The sequence below is a fragment of the Streptodolium elevatio genome, assembly GCF_040649515.1.
GTDB classification, from domain to species: Bacteria; Actinomycetota; Actinomycetes; order Streptomycetales; family Streptomycetaceae; genus Yinghuangia; species Yinghuangia elevatio.
Genome location: NZ_JBEZFP010000066.1, coordinates 1 through 18,014, shown reverse-complemented (window position 1 = coordinate 18,014; position 18,014 = coordinate 1). Strand labels below are relative to the sequence as shown.

The 18,014-nt window shown below is 72.5% G+C and carries 16 protein-coding genes; 9 read left to right on the top strand and 7 right to left on the bottom strand.

The genetic code is table 11. The annotated features are described in order from the left end of the window. Positions 1-220: 220 nt before the first annotated feature. A complete protein-coding gene (locus AB0C36_RS23990; RefSeq protein WP_358357190.1) occupies positions 221-454 on the bottom strand; it encodes a helix-turn-helix transcriptional regulator in 234 nt (77 codons plus the stop codon). A 306-nt stretch (positions 455-760) separates the two neighbouring features. Here AB0C36_RS23990 and AB0C36_RS23985 point away from each other — a divergent pair, with 306 nt between their 5' ends. Next, positions 761-1,729, top strand: coding sequence for a LysR family transcriptional regulator (locus AB0C36_RS23985; protein ID WP_358357187.1), 969 nt, complete (start codon positions 761-763; stop codon positions 1,727-1,729). On the opposite strand, the gene AB0C36_RS23980 is transcribed toward AB0C36_RS23985, so the two are convergent. After that, on the bottom strand, positions 1,654-3,336 hold the full coding sequence (locus AB0C36_RS23980) for an MFS transporter (RefSeq protein WP_358357184.1): 1,683 nt from the start codon (positions 3,334-3,336) through the stop codon (positions 1,654-1,656). The two genes, AB0C36_RS23985 and AB0C36_RS23980, sit on opposite strands and share 76 nt — an antisense overlap. Before the next feature lie 228 nt (positions 3,337-3,564). Beyond that, the gene (locus AB0C36_RS23975; protein ID WP_358357182.1) at positions 3,565-4,359 is read right to left on the bottom strand and encodes a PhzF family phenazine biosynthesis protein; all 795 of its coding nucleotides are present in this window, start codon (positions 4,357-4,359) and stop codon (positions 3,565-3,567) included. Here AB0C36_RS23975 and AB0C36_RS23970 point away from each other — a divergent pair. Then, positions 4,358-5,284, top strand: coding sequence for an amidohydrolase family protein (locus AB0C36_RS23970; RefSeq protein WP_358357180.1), 927 nt, complete (start codon positions 4,358-4,360; stop codon positions 5,282-5,284). The genes AB0C36_RS23975 and AB0C36_RS23970 overlap by 2 nt on opposite strands. A 42-nt stretch (positions 5,285-5,326) precedes the next feature. On the opposite strand, the gene AB0C36_RS23965 is transcribed toward AB0C36_RS23970, so the two are convergent. The 3 genes from AB0C36_RS23965 to AB0C36_RS23955 all read right to left on the bottom strand — a co-directional run bounded on the left by AB0C36_RS23965 (position 5,327) and on the right by AB0C36_RS23955 (position 8,665). Further along, positions 5,327-5,863, bottom strand: coding sequence for a hypothetical protein (locus tag AB0C36_RS23965; protein WP_358357177.1), 537 nt, complete (start codon positions 5,861-5,863; stop codon positions 5,327-5,329). A gap of 311 nt (positions 5,864-6,174) precedes the next feature. Next, on the bottom strand, positions 6,175-6,972 hold the full coding sequence (locus AB0C36_RS23960; protein WP_435839106.1) for a CPBP family intramembrane glutamic endopeptidase: 798 nt from the start codon (positions 6,970-6,972) through the stop codon (positions 6,175-6,177). A gap of 214 nt (positions 6,973-7,186) precedes the next feature. Beyond that, positions 7,187-8,665, bottom strand: a complete 1,479-nt coding sequence (locus AB0C36_RS23955) for a glutamate-cysteine ligase family protein (protein WP_358357174.1) — start codon at positions 8,663-8,665, stop codon at positions 7,187-7,189. Between the two features lie 247 nt (positions 8,666-8,912). Between AB0C36_RS23955 and AB0C36_RS23950 the strand changes: the two genes are divergently transcribed. The 7 genes from AB0C36_RS23950 to AB0C36_RS23920 all read left to right on the top strand — a co-directional run bounded on the left by AB0C36_RS23950 (position 8,913) and on the right by AB0C36_RS23920 (position 15,298). Further along, positions 8,913-9,755 carry a polysaccharide deacetylase family protein gene (locus AB0C36_RS23950; RefSeq protein ID WP_358357171.1) on the top strand — a complete coding sequence of 281 codons (843 nt, stop codon included), beginning with the start codon at positions 8,913-8,915 and terminating at the stop codon, positions 9,753-9,755. Positions 9,756-9,905: 150 nt separating this feature from the next. After that, the gene (locus tag AB0C36_RS23945) at positions 9,906-11,216 is read left to right on the top strand and encodes a hemolysin family protein (protein WP_358357168.1); all 1,311 of its coding nucleotides are present in this window, start codon (positions 9,906-9,908) and stop codon (positions 11,214-11,216) included. Next, positions 11,213-12,199, top strand: coding sequence for a hemolysin family protein (locus tag AB0C36_RS23940; protein WP_358357165.1), 987 nt, complete (start codon positions 11,213-11,215; stop codon positions 12,197-12,199). The genes AB0C36_RS23945 and AB0C36_RS23940 overlap by 4 nt, the downstream gene beginning before the upstream one ends. 430 nt (positions 12,200-12,629) lie before the next feature. Then, positions 12,630-13,238, top strand: coding sequence for a hypothetical protein (locus AB0C36_RS23935; RefSeq protein WP_358357163.1), 609 nt, complete (start codon positions 12,630-12,632; stop codon positions 13,236-13,238). Between the two features lie 332 nt (positions 13,239-13,570). Then, positions 13,571-14,146 carry an ECF RNA polymerase sigma factor SigK gene (gene sigK, locus AB0C36_RS23930; protein WP_358357281.1) on the top strand — a complete coding sequence of 192 codons (576 nt, stop codon included), beginning with the start codon at positions 13,571-13,573 and terminating at the stop codon, positions 14,144-14,146. After that, on the top strand, positions 14,143-14,916 hold the full coding sequence (locus AB0C36_RS23925) for an anti-sigma factor (protein WP_358357161.1): 774 nt from the start codon (positions 14,143-14,145) through the stop codon (positions 14,914-14,916). The genes sigK and AB0C36_RS23925 overlap by 4 nt, the downstream gene beginning before the upstream one ends. A 187-nt stretch (positions 14,917-15,103) precedes the next feature. Beyond that, a complete protein-coding gene (locus AB0C36_RS23920; protein WP_358357159.1) occupies positions 15,104-15,298 on the top strand; it encodes a DUF5999 family protein in 195 nt (64 codons plus the stop codon). Between the two features lie 162 nt (positions 15,299-15,460). Here AB0C36_RS23920 and gcvP read toward each other — a convergent pair. Beyond that, positions 15,461-18,014 (bottom strand): aminomethyl-transferring glycine dehydrogenase (gene gcvP, locus AB0C36_RS23915; protein WP_358357157.1); only part of this gene is annotated, 2,554 nt, incomplete at its 5' end.

Genomic DNA, 18,014 nt, shown 5'->3' with positions numbered 1-18,014 from the left:
CACCAATTCCTTCCAGGGCCCCCTGGGTGTCATCTGCCTGGTCGTCCGGCCAGGATGTCCGCCCGCGCTCCGATCATGGAGCACACCCGCTGTAATCGGGTGATACCGACCGGTGATCAGGGCACTGGAAGGCACTCACCCGTTTGAGTGAATGCGGAACTAGTCATTCCATGTTGAAGCAGCTGCCGCTACGGTTTCGATCCCGTTGCCTGCGGCCGAATCAGCCGATTAGGTCACGTAGTGGGATTCGTACGGCGTGGGCGATTTCGAGGAGGACGGACAGTGATGGGTCGGTTAGTCCGTACTCGATCCTGTAGATCGTCATCTTCGTCACGCCCGCCAGGTGCGCCAGCTCCTCTTGAGTGAGGTCGGCGTCTAAGCGCGCGCCGCGGATCCTGACTCCGAGGGCCCGAGTCCGTTCACGGACCCAGTCTGGGCGGGAGTCGGGCGGCACCCGCTGACGATGTCGTGATCATGCTCTGTAGCCCAGAACACAGATGTTCCATTTTTGGATCTTGCTAGCGGCGGCACTCGCCGCACCCGTACCCCCGGGGCTCCTTAGGGAGGTAGCCACCGGGTGGGAGCAGGCGGGGCCGGCAAAAGCAGGGGGAGAACTGCACCGCCGGCCCCGTCCCGTTCCATGATTCTTTAGCTGCTCAATAGTCGGCAGATGTCGGAGTGGGCATCACGTACAACGTGCTGGTCAAACGCTCGCAAGCACAGCGGTAACGCCCGACATACTCCCTCTATGCAATCCCGGATGGATCTCAACCTGCTGGTCGCCTTGGATGTGCTCCTCGACGAGGAGAGTGTCGGGGGCGCGGCGGCCCGGCTGCACCTGTCGGAGCCCGCGATGAGCCGCACGCTCGGCCGGATCCGCAAGGCCACCGGGGATCCGATCCTGGTCCGGGCCGGCCGGTCGATGGTCCCGACCCCGCGCGCGCTCGCCATGCGTGCAGAAGTGCGGACGCTGGTGGAGCAGGCGCGCGTGCTGCTCGGTCCGGTGGACCGGCCCGATCCGGCGACGCTGCGGCGGACGTTCTCGGTGGTGGCCAACGACGGCATCATCACGGCCATCGGCGCACCGCTGTTCGCCCGGGCGCGTGCCGAGGCGCCCGGTGTGACGCTGCGGTTCCTGCCCAAGCAGCGCACGGACACCCCGGTCCTGCGCGAAGGGGTCGCGGACCTGATCATCGGGTCGCCGTGGGACCTGGAGCCGGAGTCGCGGTCCGAACTGCTGGTCCAGGACCGGTTCGTCGGGGTGGTGCGCGCGGGGCATCCGCTCACCCGGGGCACGGTGACGGCGCGGCGGTTCGCCGAGGCCGAGCACCTGGTGGCGTCGCGCCGGGGCAGGCAGTCCGGGCCGGTGGACGACGCGCTGCGGGAACTGGGGCTGACGCGGCGGGTGGTGGGCACGGTCCCGTCGTACGCGTCGTCGCTGTACGTGCTCCTCGAGACCGATGCCGTGGGGATGGCGGCGGAGTTGATGTCGACCGGGGTCATCCGGGCTCTCGGCTTGCGGACATTCCCCATCCCACTCGACCTTCCCCCGTTGTCGCTCACGCAAGTGTGGCACCCGCGCCACGACGCCGACGGTGCGCATGCCTGGCTGCGTGCCCTGGTCCGTGGCGCCATCGGGGATGTCGTGGACGCTCATCGCGGGGCCGAGGCGCGGGGAGCCGCGGCGTCCGGATCCGCCGACGGGGCCGAGGCGCCGCCGGAGTTCTGACCGGACGTCCCCGCGGACGGCGTCGCAGGCGTCCCCGCGGACTTCCCGACGGACGTCCCTCCGGGCATCGCGCCGGCGGTGCCATCGGCCTTCCCCCGGGGGCCTGTTGCGCCGCGCGACCACAGCCACACCAGGGCGGTCGCGACGAGGACGATCAGGGCGACGACCCGGAAGCCGGTCGACATCGCGTCGGTGAACGCCGTGACCGTCCGATCGTGCACGTCGGGTCCGAGCCGGTCCGCGGCGCCGAGCGCCAGGCCGATCGAGTGTGCGGGCCCGGCGGCGTCCGGCAGTTCGGCGTCGAAGCGCGCGGCGAGTACGGAGCCGAAGACCGCGACCCCGAGGGCGCTGCCGAACTCCCGGGCGGCGCCGTTGAGTCCCGACCCGAGTCCGGCGCGCTCGGGCGGCAGTGCGGCGATCACGGACGTGGACATGGCGGGTCCCACGAGGCCGAAGCCGGCGGAGAGGGCGGTGACGTACACGAGGTAGAGGGGGTACGGCGTACCGGTGTCCACGAGCGACATCAGGAACAGGCCGAGGGCGATGAGCAGCATGCCTCCGGTGGATACGGTGCGGGCGCCGTACCGGCCGACCAGGCGAACGCTGGTCCGGGTGCCGGCGATCATGCCGACGCCGAGCGGCAGGATCGCGAAGCCGGTCCTGAGGACGCTGAACCCCTGGGCGTACTGCAGGTACTGCGCGTTGACGTAGAACAGCGCGAACAGCCCGACGAACGCCACGAGGATGCCCAGGACGCCCGCGCGGAGGCCGGGGCGGAGGAACAGGCGGGGGTCGAGCAGCGGTTCCGCGGCGCGCAGGCCGTGGCCGACGAACGCGGCCAGGAGCGCGAGGCCGAGGGCGAAGCCGCCGAGGACGCGGGCGGACGTCCAACCGAGGTCGGGGCCTTCGATGATGCCGAAGAGGACGGCGAGGAACCCGGTGACGAGGAGTACGGATCCGACCGGGTCGAGGGACGCGTGCGTGCGCGGCACCTTCGGCAGGGCGACCGCGGTGAGGACGAACAGCACCGCGCCGACGGGCGCGAGCACCGCGAACAGGCCGCGCCAGGGCAGGTATTCGAGTACCGGGCCGCCGATCGCGTTGCCGAGCAGGCCGCCGATCCCGGTGGCCAGCGTCCAGGTGGCGATGGCCTGCGGGCGGCGGGCGGGAGCGGTCGCGTGGATGAGGATGGACAGTGTGGCCGGCATGACCAGTGCCGCGCCGGCGCCGGTGATGGCGCGGCCGGCGAGGAGCACGGGCACGCCGGGGGCGACGGCTGAGACGGTGGCGCCGAGGGTGAAGAGTGCGAGCCCCGCGAGCAGCGCGCCTTTGCGGCCGAAGCGGTCGCCCACGGCGCCGGCGGGGATGAGGAGTCCGGCGAAGACGATGACGTACGCGTCGACGATCCACAGGAGTTCGGACGCGGACGGGTGGAGGCCGGAGGCGGCCAGGTCGGGGATCGCCAGGTTGATGGCGGCGACCATGACCATGACGAGCAGCACGGAGGCGCACGTGACGGGCAGCACCGCGCGGGCGCGCGGCGGCGGACCGGAAGGTGTCGGGGACGGCGTGGCCGGGGGCGTGGCGGATGACCGGGTGGGTGGCACGGAGGGCAACCTCGGAGGAGTCGGATCGGTGCGGTGTGCGGGCCCTGGCACGCCCCGTCTGGGGCGGCCGGGCCCGGGCACCGCTTCGTCGTCGTCCGGACTCCGTTCACGCTAGAGCCTCGGTGGCCTGATCTCCATTGCAACCTATGCAGTCGACACTTGCGTCAGACGCAACTGTGGGTGGAGCGGGCGGCGATCACGTGCCGCGTGCGCTCTCCCGCCGCGCGGTCAGACCGCCAATTCGCCGCGCAGCACCAGCACCGCGTCGCCGACCAGCGCCACGCGCTCGCCCAACACCTCGGCACCGACCGCGCCGCCGCGCTCGGACAGTTGACGGGCCGTCAGCCGGGTCCGGCCGACCCTCGGCGCCCAGTACGGGGCCAGCAGGCAGTGCGCCGACCCCGTCACCGGGTCCTCCGGGATTCCGACCGCGGGCGCGAAGACCCGCGACACGAAGTCCGTCCCGCCCTCGCCCGGCGCGGTCACCACGACGCAGCGGTACGGCAGGCGCGCGAGCGCGTCCAGGTCGGGCGCGACGCCGCGTACCGCGTCCGCCGACTCCAGTTCCACCAGCAGGTCGCCGCCGCCCCCGGCGACGGCCGCCACCGGCACGCCCAGGATCTCCGGCAGCCCCGCCGGCTCGGGCACCTGCTGCGGCGGGAGCATCGGGAAGTCGAGCACGATGCCCCCCTCGGGGAGCCGCCGTGCGGAGAGCACGCCGCTGCGGGTGGCGAAGCGTACGTCGACTCCGGCAAGGCCCTCGGTGAACAGCACGTGCGCGCTCGCGAGCGTCGCGTGGCCGCACAGGTCGACCTCGATCGCGGGGGTGAACCAGCGCAGGTCCCAGTCGGCGTCGTCGCGCGTGCTCGGCACCAGGAAGGCGGTCTCGGCGTGCCGCATCTCGGCGGCGACGCTCTGCATCCACGCCGCGTCGGCGGCGTGCGCGGCGTCCGGCAGGCACACGCCTGCCGGGTTGCCGGAGAAGGCGGTGTCCGTGAAGGCGTCGACCACATAGATGCGCATGGCCCACAACCCTAAGCCGAACCCGATCCGCGCCGAGGACGACGCGGTGCGGCGGCCTTGCACGGTTGCCGGTACCGTCGCGCGGGTGACCGGATTCGTCGACACCCACGTCCATGTCGTCTCGCCCGACACCGAGCGCTACCCGCGCACCGGCGGCACGGGCGACGGTACCGACTATTGGTCGGACGGCACCGCCACCGCCGAACACGTGCTTGGTGTGCAGGCGGCCGCGGGCGTCGACGGCTGCGTGCTGGTACAGGGCGTGGGGGCGTACGGGTACGACTGCCGCTACGTGCTCGACGCCGCCGCCGCGCACCCCGAGCGCACCCGCACGGTCGTCGCCGTCGACCCCGCCGACCCGGCCGCGCCGGACCGGTTGGCCGAGCTGACCGGCCGTCAGGGAGTGGTGGGCGTACGCCTGTTCGCGGTCTCCGGCGGCCCCGGCCAACCGGTCCCCCGCTGGGTGGACGCCCCGCACACCGCGCACCTGTTGGACACGGCCGCCGAAGCCGGCCTCACCCTCGTACTGACCGCGTTCGCCGACCACTTGGCGCACTTCGTGCCCCTGCTTGCCGCGCGCCCGGGCCTGACGGTGGCCCTGGACCACGCCGGGTTCCCGGACCCGGCCGCGGGACCCGACGGGCTCGCACCCGTGCTGGCGCTCGCCGAACTGCCCTCCGTGCGGCTGAAGATCAGCACGCACCTGTTCCAGTCGTACACCCCGGACGACCCGGCCGACGTGGTCGACACCCTCGCGTCGGCCTTCGGCGACGGGCGCCTGTTGTGGGGTTCGGACCACCCGCAGACGCGCACCCCCGATTACCCCGGCATGGTCGCCATGGCCGAACAGGCTCTGCGGCATCGCCCGCCCGGTGCGCGCGAGGTGGTGCTCGGTGGCAACGCACGCGCGCTGTGGTGGAGTTGACCTCCGCCCAGGTCCGACCGATTCCGCCGACCAGTAGGCCGCTCAGCCGACCGCGGAGCAGTTGGGGACCTGGGTGATGATGACGCCGCCGGTGTCGAGTTGGCCGACGTGGGCGTACCCGACCTTGCCGCTGACGATGATGCGCGCCCAGGTCGGGTCGGCCTTGCCGTTGGTGTACTGCGTCTGCCCGGCGGTGTGGCAGACCACCATGACGCTGGTGCCGTGGTCGGCGCTCAGCACCGGTTTGCCCTTGGCCGATGCCTGCTTGTAGACGGCGAGCGCGAGGCGCGACCGCACGGTGCCGGGGACCGAGCCCGCCGGGGCGGTCGGCGAAATCGTCGTGGTCGCCTCCTCGGTCGCGGTGGGGTCGGCGTCGGCCTCCCGCGAATCCCCGGTCGAGGTGGTGCGGTTGTCCTCGCCGCCGCCCATCTTGACCACCATGAGGACGACGACCAGGAAGAACACGATCAGCAGCACGGGCGTGAGCACGCCCGGGCGCCGACGCGTCGACACCGTCCCGTCGGCCGCCGCCACCTCCCTGCGCAACCGCAACCGCTCGCGGATTCCGCCACCCAGCATGGGCCACCCCCAACAGAGCCGTACCGCCGGACCCGACACACCCTGCCGACACACCGCTGCCGGTGTCCGCGGCCGGCAGCGTGGCCCCCATCATCCCGTCCCCCACGACAGTTCCCCACCGCAGTTCCCGGGAACCGGTTCCCGGCCCGGCAAGCGCGACACGGCGCAGCGTCCGGCGCTCGAATTCCTGCTGCCCCACCACGGCAACACCCGTGCCGCGTACGCGCGTGACCTCGCCGCCTGAGGCGCGTGGTGTGCTGGTGTCGGCGGCGACGTAGACGTCGACGTGCCGACGGTGCCGGCGGTCCGGCTCAGGGCGTGGGGAGCCAGCCGACTTTGCCGGCCAGGAGGACGTAGCCGACGAAGGCCACGATGTCGATGAGGGCGTGGGCCACCAGCAGGGGCATGACGCGGCCCCAACGCTTGTAGAGCAGGCAGAAGATGACACCCATGGCGAGGTTGCCGAAGAATCCGCCGATGCCCTGGTAGAGGTGGTACGACCCGCGCAGCAGCGAACTGGCCGCCACCGCCTTGGGGAACGACCAGCCGAAGCCCTGGAGCCGGTGCATCAGGTAGCCGAGGACGACGATCTCCTCGAGCGCGGCGTTCTCGATCGCCGACAGGATGAGGACCGGGATGCGCCACCAGACGTCGGGGAGAGTGGTCGGCACCACGGTGAGGTTGGCGCCCGACGCGCGGGCGCCGAGGTAGAGCGCGAGGCCGGTGCCGCCGATCGCCGCCGCGACCAGTGCGCCGCGGCCGAGGTCGAGGAGCCGCTGCCCGGCGTCGACGCCGAGGTCGCGCAGCGACTCGCGGTTGCGCATCATCAGGTGCGCGACCAGCAGCACCGGGACCAGCGACGTCGCGATGTCGAACAGCTGCCAGGCGAGGTCCAGCCACGGGCGGCCCGGTGCCGCGGAGCGGTTGAGCACCGCGGACTGGTTGGCCAGCCCGCCGGGCCGGGTGATCGAGCCGATGAACGAGATCAGCGCCGAGACCGCGGAGGCGCCGAGCGACACGGCGAGCACGAGCCAGACCTCGTCGCGCAGGATTCGGCGGCGCGGCGGCAGCGCGCGGTCGGCCCGCTCGGGCTGTTCTTCCGTGATCACCGGGACAATGTATCCGCGGCGGGGACACGGCCGGATAAAGAGTCGGGCGCCCGGTTGCCGGGTCGACGGACCGCCCGCGCCTACCCGGCCACCGCACCCGGCCGCCCGCCCAGCCACCCCATACAGCCACCCCGCACTCCCACCCCGCCCGGCCGCCGCGCACAACCGTCCCGTACGGCCGGGCTACCTGCCCGGCCGTACGGGACGCGGCCGGTCAGTCGACCGGCCAGGTGTGGACGGGGGCGCCGCCGCGCATGTGCTCGGCGTACCGCAGGGTCATCGCCCGCAGCGCGCCCAGGCGGTCCAGGCCGAGGCGGTCGCGGAAGTGGTGGAACGTCGCGCTCTGCCACGCCGCGCCGTTGGTGCGGCGCAGACAGCGCTGCTCGATGATGCCGAGGTACTGCTCGCGCTCGCGGGCGTCGATGCCCCACGCCTCCAGGCCGCGGTGCGCGCGCGGCAGGAGTTCGCGCAACACCAGTTCGGTGACCGGGACGCGGCCGAGCCCCGGCCACACCAGTTCCGCTTCGATGCCGTGCCGGGCGCCGCCGTGGAAGTTCTCGGTGGCCTGTTCGAAGGACAGGCTCTTCCAGACCGGGAGTTCGTCCTCGACGAGGGAGCGTACGACGCCGTAGTAGAAGGCCGCGTTGGCCAGGATGTCGTCGACCGTGGGGCCGGCCGGCAGGACGCGGTTCTCCACCCGCAGGTGCGGCTTGCCGCGGGCGACGTCGTAGACCGGCCGGTTCCAGCGGTAGATCGTGCCGTTGTGCAGCTTGAGTTCGCGCAGGTGCGGGACGTCACCGCGGTCCAGCGCCTCGAGGGGGTCCTCGTCGTCGCAGATGGGCAGGAGCGAGGGGAAGTAGCGGACGTTCTCCGCGAACAGGTCGACCACCGAGTCGATCCAGCGCTCGCCGAACCAGGTGAGCGGGCGTACGCCTTGGGCGATCAGCTCCTCGGGCCGGGTGTCGCAGGACTGCTCGAAGAGGATGGGCCGCGTCTCGCGCCACAGTTCGCGGCCGAACAGGAACGGCGAGTTGGCACCCAGCGCGACCTGGACGCCGGAAATCGACTGCGCCGCGTTCCACGCGGACGCGAAGTTTTCCGGTGTGACCTGGAGATGCAGTTGCACGGACGTGCAGGCGGCCTCGGGGGCGATGCTCGACGACGTGGTGACGAGCCGTTCGATGCCCTCGATCTGGAGCTGGATGTCCTCGCCGCGGGCCATCAGGATCTGGTCGTTGAGCAGGGTGTAGCGCGGGTTGTGCGAGAGGTTCTCCAGCACCATGTGCGCATCGGTGAGGGTGGGCAGGATGCCGATCATGACGATGTGCGCCCCGGATTCACCGGCCTTGCGGTCGGCGTAGTCGAGGCTGGTGCGCAGTTCCTCGGCGAGTTCGGAGAACACCGGCCCGGCGAGACGGTGCGGCGGGATGTTGACCTCGATGTTGAACTGCCCCAGTTCTGTCTGGAAATCGGGGCTCGCGATGCGGTCCAGCACCTCGTCGTTCACCATGCACGGCATGCCGTCGCGGTCCGCGAGGTTCAACTCGATTTCCACGCCCATCAGTTTGCGCGGGCTCTCGAACCGGCCTTCGGCGAGCAGCCGTTCCAGCGTTTCCAGGCACCGCCGCAGCTTGTGCCGGTAGCGCTGGCGATCGGACCGGGTGAACTCGATTTGGTCGACTTTCTCCCCCATGGGAGTCCTCCCCGTCGAGTCGGTGCCGCGCATCTCCCGGGAACCGCACGCCCGAGCGCCGCGTCACCCCTGGCGACGGGTCACCCGGCCAGGTGTGACGCCTACTCATGGATGCCTCTTCCCGGCTGATTTCGCGATCACTAGGGTGTGTGCGGCCTCGGTGGCGCGTCCCTCCGTACACCGGCGCACCCGCGCGCCGGGTCGGGGGCGGCACGGCGCTTTACCACGTACCACCTGGGGGTTAGCCGTGTCCGTTGTGCCGGTGCGCAATGCGTCGTTCCAGGCCGCCGTCGTGCTGCTGGCGGTTTTTCTGTGCGGGTTCCTGGTGTGGACCGCGAGTGCGGACACCGCCGCACCGCGTACCCACGCCGGCCCGCGGCCCACCCAGGACGATGCCGGGCAACCGCCGGAAGTGGAAGGGTCGTTCGAGGGGGTGACCACGCCGCCGACCGCTCAGCCGCCGGCGGCGACGCCGGGTCCCAAGGTGCCGACGCTGCTCCAGTCGAAGACGGGCCGGACGGATCCCGGCAAGTGGGTCGCGCTGACGTTCGACGACGGGCCGTGGAACACGTACACCCCGCAGGTTCTCGGCATCCTGAAGCAGTACGGCATCAAGGCAACGTTCTGCGTTGTCGGCAACCAGGCCAAGGCGCTTCCCGGCCAGATCCGCGAGATCGTCGCGCAGGGGCACACGTTGTGCAATCACACGATGAGCCACGACACCGAGATGCCGACGCGCACCCCCGAGGAGATGCGCGCGCAGATGCAGCAGACGCTGGACGCGATCCACGCGGCGGTCCCGGGTGTCCCGGTGCCGTGGTACCGCGCCCCGGGCGGCATGTGGTCGGTGCAGGTGCAGGAGGTCGCGGCGTCGCTGGAGATGCGGTCGCTCGGTTGGACGGTGGACACGCTCGACTGGCGTAAGCCGGGCGTCGACAAGATGATGCAGACCGTGCACAGCCAGCTCGGCCCCGGCGGCGTCATCCTCATGCACGACGGGGGCGGCGACCGCACCCAGAGTGTGGAGTGCCTGCGCAGGCTCATACCCGAGTTGCTCGCGCAGGGCTACCAGTTCACCGTGCCGGTGTAGCCGTACGGCGTGGCGTGGCGTGCCCCGGGATGCCCGACCGGCGACGTACCCTGACCGGGCGGTGCCCCCGGCGGGCACCGTCGGGGGCCCGCCTCGGCGTCCCCGGACCGTGGCCGACCGAGGAGACCCGCGATCGACGTCGCGCTGCCGTTGCTGCTGCTCATAGTGCTCATCGCGGGGAACGGCATGTTCGTCGCCGCCGAGTTCTCGCTGATCACCGTGGAGCGCAGCGAAGTCGAGCAGCGGGCCCGGTCGGGTGACAAGAGCGCGAGACGCGTCCTGCGGGGCCTGCGCACGCTGTCGTTCCAACTCTCCGGCGCGCAGCTGGGCATCACGATCACGTCGCTGGTCGCCGGGTACGTCGCCGAGCCCGCGCTCGCGCCCCTGCTGGAGCCGGTCATCAGGGCCATCCCCGGCGTGGGCGACTCCGTGGCACGGCACGTCAAGGCGCCGCTCGCCCTGGTGATCGCCGCGGCGGTACAGATGGTGCTGGGCGAACTGGTGCCGAAGAACGCGTCGATCGCGCGCCCGTACGGGGTGGCCGCGGTGGCCGGGCCGTTCCAGACCGCGTTCTCGACGGCGTTCCGGCCGGTCATCACGTTCCTCAACGGTTCGGCGAACTTCTTCGTGCGGCGGCTCGGCATCGAGCCGCAGGAGGAGCTGGGGTCCGCCCGCTCGGCCGAGGAACTGACGCAGTTGGTGCGGCACTCGGCCCGCGAGGGGGCGTTGCCGCAGGGGACCGCGCAGGTGCTCGACCGGGCGCTGCGCTTCTCCGGCAAGCAGGCCGCGGAGGCGATGACGCCGCGTACCGACGTGGTCTGGCTGCCCGCGTCGGCGACCGTGGCGGACCTCATGGCGGCGGCCCGGGACAGCGGCCACAGCCGGTTCCCGGTGCGTGCCGCGAGTCTGGACGAGGTGACCGGCGTCGCGGTGGTGCACGACGCGTTCACGGTGGCGCCGCGGCGGCGTGCGGCCACGTCCGTAAGCTCCATCGCCCGCCCGCCCGTGCTGGTCCCGACTTCGCTCAACCTGGACCGCGTCGTCGAACGCCTGCGCGAGGCGCACACGCAACTGGCGGTCGTCGTCGACGAGTACGGCGGCACGGCCGGGGTCATCACCGCCGAGGACCTCGCCGAGGAACTGGTCGGCGACCTGGCCGACGAACACGACCCGGCGGACGAGCCGGACGCCCCGCCGGCGGCCGCGGCCCGCGGCACCGCACCGCTGCGCCTGTCCGGCCTGCTGCGGGCCGACGAGGTCGAGGAGGCCACCGGCTGGCGGATGCCGGACGGCGACTACAGCACGCTGGCCGGGCTTGTACTCGCGCACTTGGGGCATGTGCCGCAAGTGGGCGAATGGGTGGACGTGGACGACCGGCGCGTGATGGTGGCCGCGATGGACCGGCACCGGGTGGACGAGGTGGAGATCGCCCGGCTCGGCGGCGCCGAGGACGCGGTGTGATCGGCCAACTCGCGCTGTCGGTCGTCCTGCTGCTGGCGAACGCGTTCTTCGTGGGCGCCGAGTTCGCGCTGATCTCGGCCCGGCGTACGAAGATCGCCCCGCGGGCCGAGGAGGGCTCGCGGCGGGCCCGCATTGTGCTGCGCGGCATGGAACAGGTGTCGGTGATGCTCGCAGGCGCGCAACTGGGCATCACCGTCGCGTCGCTCGGGCTCGGCGCGGTCGCCGAACCGGCGCTGGAGCACCTGCTGGAGGCGCCGTTCGAGGCGCTGGGCATCCCGCACGGCGCGGTCCGGCCGCTGGCCTTCGCGGTGGGGCTCGCGTTCGTGGTGTTCTGCCACATGGTGCTCGGCGAGATGGTGCCGAAGAACATCGCGCTGGCGGGTCCGGAGGAGTGCGCGCTGTGGCTCACGCCGCCGCTGTGGCTGTTCTCTCGCGTCACCGCCCCCGTGCTGTGGGTGTTCCAGCACGTCGCGAACGGGTTCCTGCGGATCGCGCGCGTCGAGCCGGTCGACGAGGTGCGCAGCGTCTACACAGCCGAGGAACTGCCGGCGGTGCTCGCCGAGTCGCGCGAGCACGAACTGCTCGACCACCGGGGGCACCACCGGCTCTCCACGGCTCTTACCTTCCAGTCGCGCACCGCCGGGCAGGTGATGCGGCCCTGGGCGGAGGTGCGCACGCTGCCGGGGCCGGTGACCGGGCGGGCCCTGGAACGCGCTTCCGTCGAGACCGGCCGGTCGCGCTTCCCGGTGGTCCGCAACGGCGGCGTCGAGGGGTATGTCCACGTGCACGACACCCTCGACCGCGGCCCGGACGACACGGTGCCGGTGTACCCGCTGCTGGCGGTGGACCGCGAGACGACCCTGTCGGCGCTGCTCGGCCGGATGCGGACCGGGCGGACCCACATCGCGCTGATCCGGGACCCGGACGAGGGCATCGCGGGGCTGGCGAGCCTGGACGACGTGCTCGCGGGCTTCCTGGCCTGAGGCCGGTCGTCGCGGGGCGCGGGCCCGCGTCCCCGGACCGACGGACCCGGCTCCGCGTATCCGGCCCCGCACGGCCCGCAGGAGCCGCACGACCCGGGCCTGGATGGCCGGATCGTACGGGCGGTCGCAGGGCGTGGAGCCCTTCCGTCCCCGTGCGCCCCGTGCGCTCCCTTCACGCGCCGCTGACCGGCGAAAACCCCGCATACAGGTGTCGGCGGCCACCATTCCGAACGATCTGTCCTCAGTTCGTTACTTTTCGCAGCCATTCAAGTACAATGCGCTGACCGGCTTGTACGGTCGGTTCCTGCATTGCGCGGCGCAGCACCCGCCCGGCCCGGACCGGCACAGCGGCATTTTTCGATCCACGCCCAGCCTCGATCCACGCCCCGCGGCGTGACAACGGACGCTGCATCAGAAATGAGGCGGTCTCATGGTTCTGCGTGTGCCCGAAACACCCGAGCACGCCCGGGCGGCGGTTCGTGCGGTGCTCGACGCACCGCATCGGCGGCCGGCGCCCACGCAAGCCGGCACCGACGAGCCCGACGCCCCCGGTTCGCCCGACGCGGACACCCATGCCCCGTTCAGCGCGGTCTGCCCGCACCGCATGTTCGAGATCGACCTGACCGACCTGGCCGAGGGGCGGGGCCTCGACACCGCACGCCCGGTCGGCTGGCGGTGGCTCGTGCACGACGGCGCGCACACCATCGGTGCGGTCGAAGTCGCCGACGTCGGCGGCGGCCACCCCGTCGCGCGGTTCACCGAGGGCCCGTTCACCACGTGCACGGACGCGGCGGTGGCCACCGTACGCACCCTTCCGCAGATCGAACGCGGGTACTACGAACTGCGATTACTGCACATCCCCGGCCTCTACACGGTCGCGCTCTGGCTCGCCGACCTCGTCGGCTGGCAGGACCTCCTGGTGCCCCTCGCCCCGGCGCCTCCCGGCGTGCAGCCGCTCCGCCCCTATCCCGCCGAGGAACTGGCCGCCCTGCTCGGCAGCCGGGGCCGCCGCCTCGCCCCCACCGCCCCGCAGCCCTGACCCGGACGGGCACCCGGCCCGCCTCCCCGGAACGGGTCCGGGAATCTCGCCCGCCGACCAATCCGCTCCGCCCCCGGCCGCGAACACCCGGTGAACCACGAGCGGGTCCGCGAGGGCCCGGGCAACGGACCGCACCCGACAGCACCCCCGTCACCGCCCCCTGACGGTCCGTCACCCGGCCCTCGCCGGCCGCCGCCGGCCTCGCCAGCTACCGGACAGGGGTGCACGATGGCAACGACGCTGCGCGCCAGGCGCCCACCGCATGCGGGAGTTGCCGTGTCGCAGCCGCCAAACGCACCCCGGCGGGGGCGACCGTGCGCGCACTGAGAGGGATGCGGGCCGCGGGCGAACCGGCGGCCGAATCGTCGCTGGAGGGCCTGCTCGTGCGCGTGGCGCGCGGCGACTCCGCGGCGTTCGAAGAGGTGTACGTACGGGTGTCGCCCGTGGTTCTCGGTGTGGTCCTGCGCGTCGTGCGCGACCCCGCGCAGTCGGAGGAGGTGGCGCAGGAGGTGCTGGTCGAGATCTGGCGTACCGCGTCGCGCTACGACCCCGAACGCGGCAGCGCCAACGCCTGGGTGTGCACGATGGCGCACCGCCGGGCCGTCGACCGGGTGCGGTCGGCGCAGTCGGCGGCCGACCGCGAGGAGCGGGCCGGGCGCCGGGACGGCTCCCCCGCCTACGACGCGGTGGCCGAGGAGGTCGAAACGCGTCTGGAGCGCGAGCAGGTGCGGCGCTGTCTGGCGTCCCTCACCGAATTGCAGCGCGAGTCCATAACTCTCGCCTACTACGGCGGCTACACGTACCGTGAGGTCGCCGAACTGCTGGACGTCCCGCTGGGCACCGTGAAGACGCGGCTGCGGGACGGCCTCATACGCATGCGCGACTGCCTGGGGGTGACCTCGACATGAACCACCCCCTCGGCCCCGCCCGGCGCGGTTCCGGCGACGGAGACGACGCGCACGCGCTGACCGGGCCGTACGCGGTCGACGCGCTGGATCCGAACGAACGCGCCCTGGTGGAACGCCACCTGGAGTCGTGCCCGGCCTGCCGGGACGAGGTCCGCGAACTGCGCGAGACGGCCGCGCGGCTGGCCGCCGCCACCTCGGTGCCCCCGCCGGACCGGCTGCGGTCGCGGGTGATGGCCGAGATCGGCACGGTACGCCAGGCCCCGCCCCGCAACGTGGTCCCGCTGCGCCGCGCCGGCCTGGCCGCCGGCACCCGGCTCCCGTGGCTGACCGCCGCCGCGATGTTCGTCGCCGCCGTCGTCCTCGGCACGCTGCTGGCCGACGCGCGCGGCGACCGCTCCGACGCCGGCACCCGGGCCGCCGACCGCATCGCGGCCATCGTGACCGCCCCCGACACGCGCACGGCGACGACAAGCGACGGCGGAATTTCCGCCACCGCGCTCGCGTCGCGCGCACGCGACGAGGCTCTGGTATTGACCGGCGGGTTGCCGGCGCCCGATGCCGCACATGTCTGGCAGGTGTGGTTCATGACCGACCGCGAGGTCCGCCCGGCCGGCCTGTTGGACGACGTTTCCGCCGGTCAGGACGCTGTCCGGCGGCTCGTCGCGAAAGGTCTGGGCGACGCGGCGCGCATCGGGGTCACGCTCGAGCCCGCAGGTGGGTCATCCGCACCCACCACCCGTCCCGTCGTGATGATGACCCTCCCGGTGTAAACGGCATGGCGCGGTCGGGTGAGAACTCGGTAATTCGCTGCGGGGGCCTCGCGCGAGGCGCAGGATGGGACCAGACACGAGTCAGGTCGTGTCACTGCATGGGAAAGCGCACGACTCCCGCATGGCCGGTCGGCAAGCGCCCGGCCCGAACGCGACGCATGGCGTCGATCACCGAGAAGGTACGAGGATGTGCCAGCACCAACCGCAATGCCCGCCGGCCGACAGCCCTGACCGGGAGGCCGCGCACGTTGTCGCGGCCCACCCGGAGCAGGGATGGAGTCTGCTGTGCAATGGCGTGGTCCTGTTCGAGGACACCGGGGAGATCCTGCCGGACGGGCGGCTGATCGCACCGCACCGGCCCCGCGTCCGTCTCGCCGCCTGAGGGGGCCTCAGGCGACGGGCAACGGCGCGGATCCCGCGCGAGGTCCCCGTCGGGGACGCACGAGGGCGGCCACCGGGTTCGGTGGCCGCCCTCGTGCGTGCCGTTGCCGGGCCGTCCGCGCCGGCTCGTGCGCCGCCGCGCGCCGCCCGCGCGGACGGATCGTCAGTGCTGGTACGCCTCCACCGACGGGCACGAGCAGACCAGGTTGCGGTCGCCGTACGCGCCGTCGATGCGCCGCACCGGCGGCCAGTACTTGCCGGCGGGCTGCACCGTCCCCGGGAAGGCCGCCTCCTCGCGCGTGTACGAGTGCGCCCACGAGTCGCCGGCCACCATCGCCGCGGTGTGCGGCGCGTTGCGCAGCGGGTTGTCGTCGGACGGCAGCTCACCCGAACCGACCCGGTCGATCTCCGACTTGATGGCGATCATCGCGTCGCAGAACCGGTCGATCTCGCCCAGGTTCTCGCTCTCGGTCGGCTCGATCATCAGCGTGCCGGGCACCGGGAACGACATCGTCGGGGCGTGGAAGCCGTAGTCGATCAGGCGCTTGGCCACGTCGTCCACGGTCACGCCGGTCGCCTTGGTGATGCCGCGCAGGTCCACGATGCACTCGTGCGCGACCAGCCCGCCCGGCCCGGTGTAGAGCACCGGGTAGTGCGGGGCGAGCCGGCGCGCGACGTAGTTGGCGCCGAGCACCGCGACCTGGCTGGCGCGCTTGAGGCCGTCGGGGCCCATCAGCCGGATGTACGTCCACGAGATGGGCAGGATCGCCGCCGAGCCCCACGGCGCCGCCGAGATCGGGCCGACGCCGGTCTCCGGGCCCGCGGTCGGCTGGAGCGGGTGGTTCGGCAGGTACGGCGCCAGGTGCTCCCGCACCGCGACCGGCCCGACGCCGGGGCCGCCGCCGCCGTGCGGGATGCAGAAGGTCTTGTGCAGGTTCAGGTGCGACACGTCGGCACCGAACTTGCCCGGCTGGGCGAGGCCGACGAGCGCGTTGAGGTTGGCTCCGTCGACGTACACCTGGCCGCCGGCCTCGTGGACCAGCGCGCACACGTCGCCGATGTGCTCCTCGAACACGCCGTGCGTCGAGGGGTAGGTGACCATCAGGACCGCGAGGCTGTCGCGGTGCGCGTCGATCTTGGCGCGCAGGTCGTCGAGGTCGACGTCGCCGTTCTCGCCGGTGCCGACGACGACCACGCGCATCCCGGCCATCACCGCGCTCGCGGCGTTGGTGCCGTGCGCCGACGAGGGGATGAGGCACACGTCGCGGCCGGTGTCGCCGTTGGCCAGGTGGTACGCGCGGACCGCGAGCAGACCCGCGAGTTCGCCCTGCGAGCCGGCGTTCGGCTGGATCGACACCTTGTCGTAGCCGGTGACGGCGACGAGCGCGTCCTCCAGGCCGTGGATCAGCTCCAGGTACCCGGCCGCCTGGTCGGCCGGCGCGAACGGGTGGATGTTCGCGAACTCCGGCCAGGTGACGGGCTCCATCTCGGCGGTCGCGTTGAGCTTCATCGTGCAGGAGCCGAGCGGGATCATGCCGCGGTCGAGCGCGTAGTCCTTGTCGGCGAGGCGCCGCAGGTAGCGCAGCATGTCGGTCTCCGAGCGGTGCGCGTGGAAGACCGGGTGGGCCAGGAACTCGTCGGTGCGCAGCAGCGCCTGCGGCAGCGCGTCGGGGGTCTCGGCGTCCAGGGTCGAGACGAGGTCGCGCAGGTCCGCCGCGGTCCCGGCGGCGGCGTTGGGCGCGAACGCCCGCCACACCGCGGCCAGGTCGTCGCGCGTGGTGGTCTCGTCGCAGGTCACCGACACGTGGTCGGCGTCGACGCGGTGCAGGTTGACGCCCTCGGCGCGGGCGTTCTGCACGACCGCGTCGGCGCGGCCCGGCACACGGGCCAGGACGGTGTCGAAGAAGTCCGCGTGCACGACCTCGACGCCGTCGCGGCGCAGTCCGGCGGCCAGGACGGCGGCGTAGCGGTGGGTGCGCCGGGCGATGTCGGTGAGGCCGTCGGGGCCGTGATAGACCGCATACATTCCGGCCATCACGGCGAGCAGGACCTGCGCGGTGCAGATGTTGCTGGTCGCCTTCTCGCGCCGGATGTGCTGCTCGCGGGTCTGCAGCGCGAGGCGGTACGCCTGGTCGCCGTCGGCGTCGACGGACACGCCCACGAGCCGTCCCGGCAGCGAGCGCGCCAGCTTCTCGCGGACCGCGAGGTATCCGGCGTGCGGTCCGCCGAAGCCCATCGGCACGCCGAAGCGCTGCGTGGTGCCGACCGCGATGTCCGCGCCCATCGCGCCGGGCGAGGTGAGCAGGGTGAGGGCCAGCAGGTCGGCGGCGACCGCGGTGAGCGCGCCGCGCGCGTGCGCGTCGGCGACGAGCGCGGTCAGGTCGCGCACGAGGCCGTCGGCGCCCGGGTATTGCAGGAGGACGCCGAAGAACTCGCCCTCGGGGAGTCCGCCCGAGGTGTCCGCGACGACGACCTCGATGCCCAGCGCCTCGGCGCGGGTGCGCACGACGGCGATGGTCTGCGGCAGGCACGCGGCGTCCACGACGAACACGTTGCTCTTGGCCCGCCCCGCACGGCGTGCGAGCGTCATGGCCTCGGCGGCCGCGGTCCCCTCGTCCAGCAGCGAGGCGCCCGCGACCTGGAGCCCGGTCAGATCGCACACCATGGTCTGGAAGTTGAGCAGCGCCTCCAGACGCCCTACCAGCCGGAGATCTCGC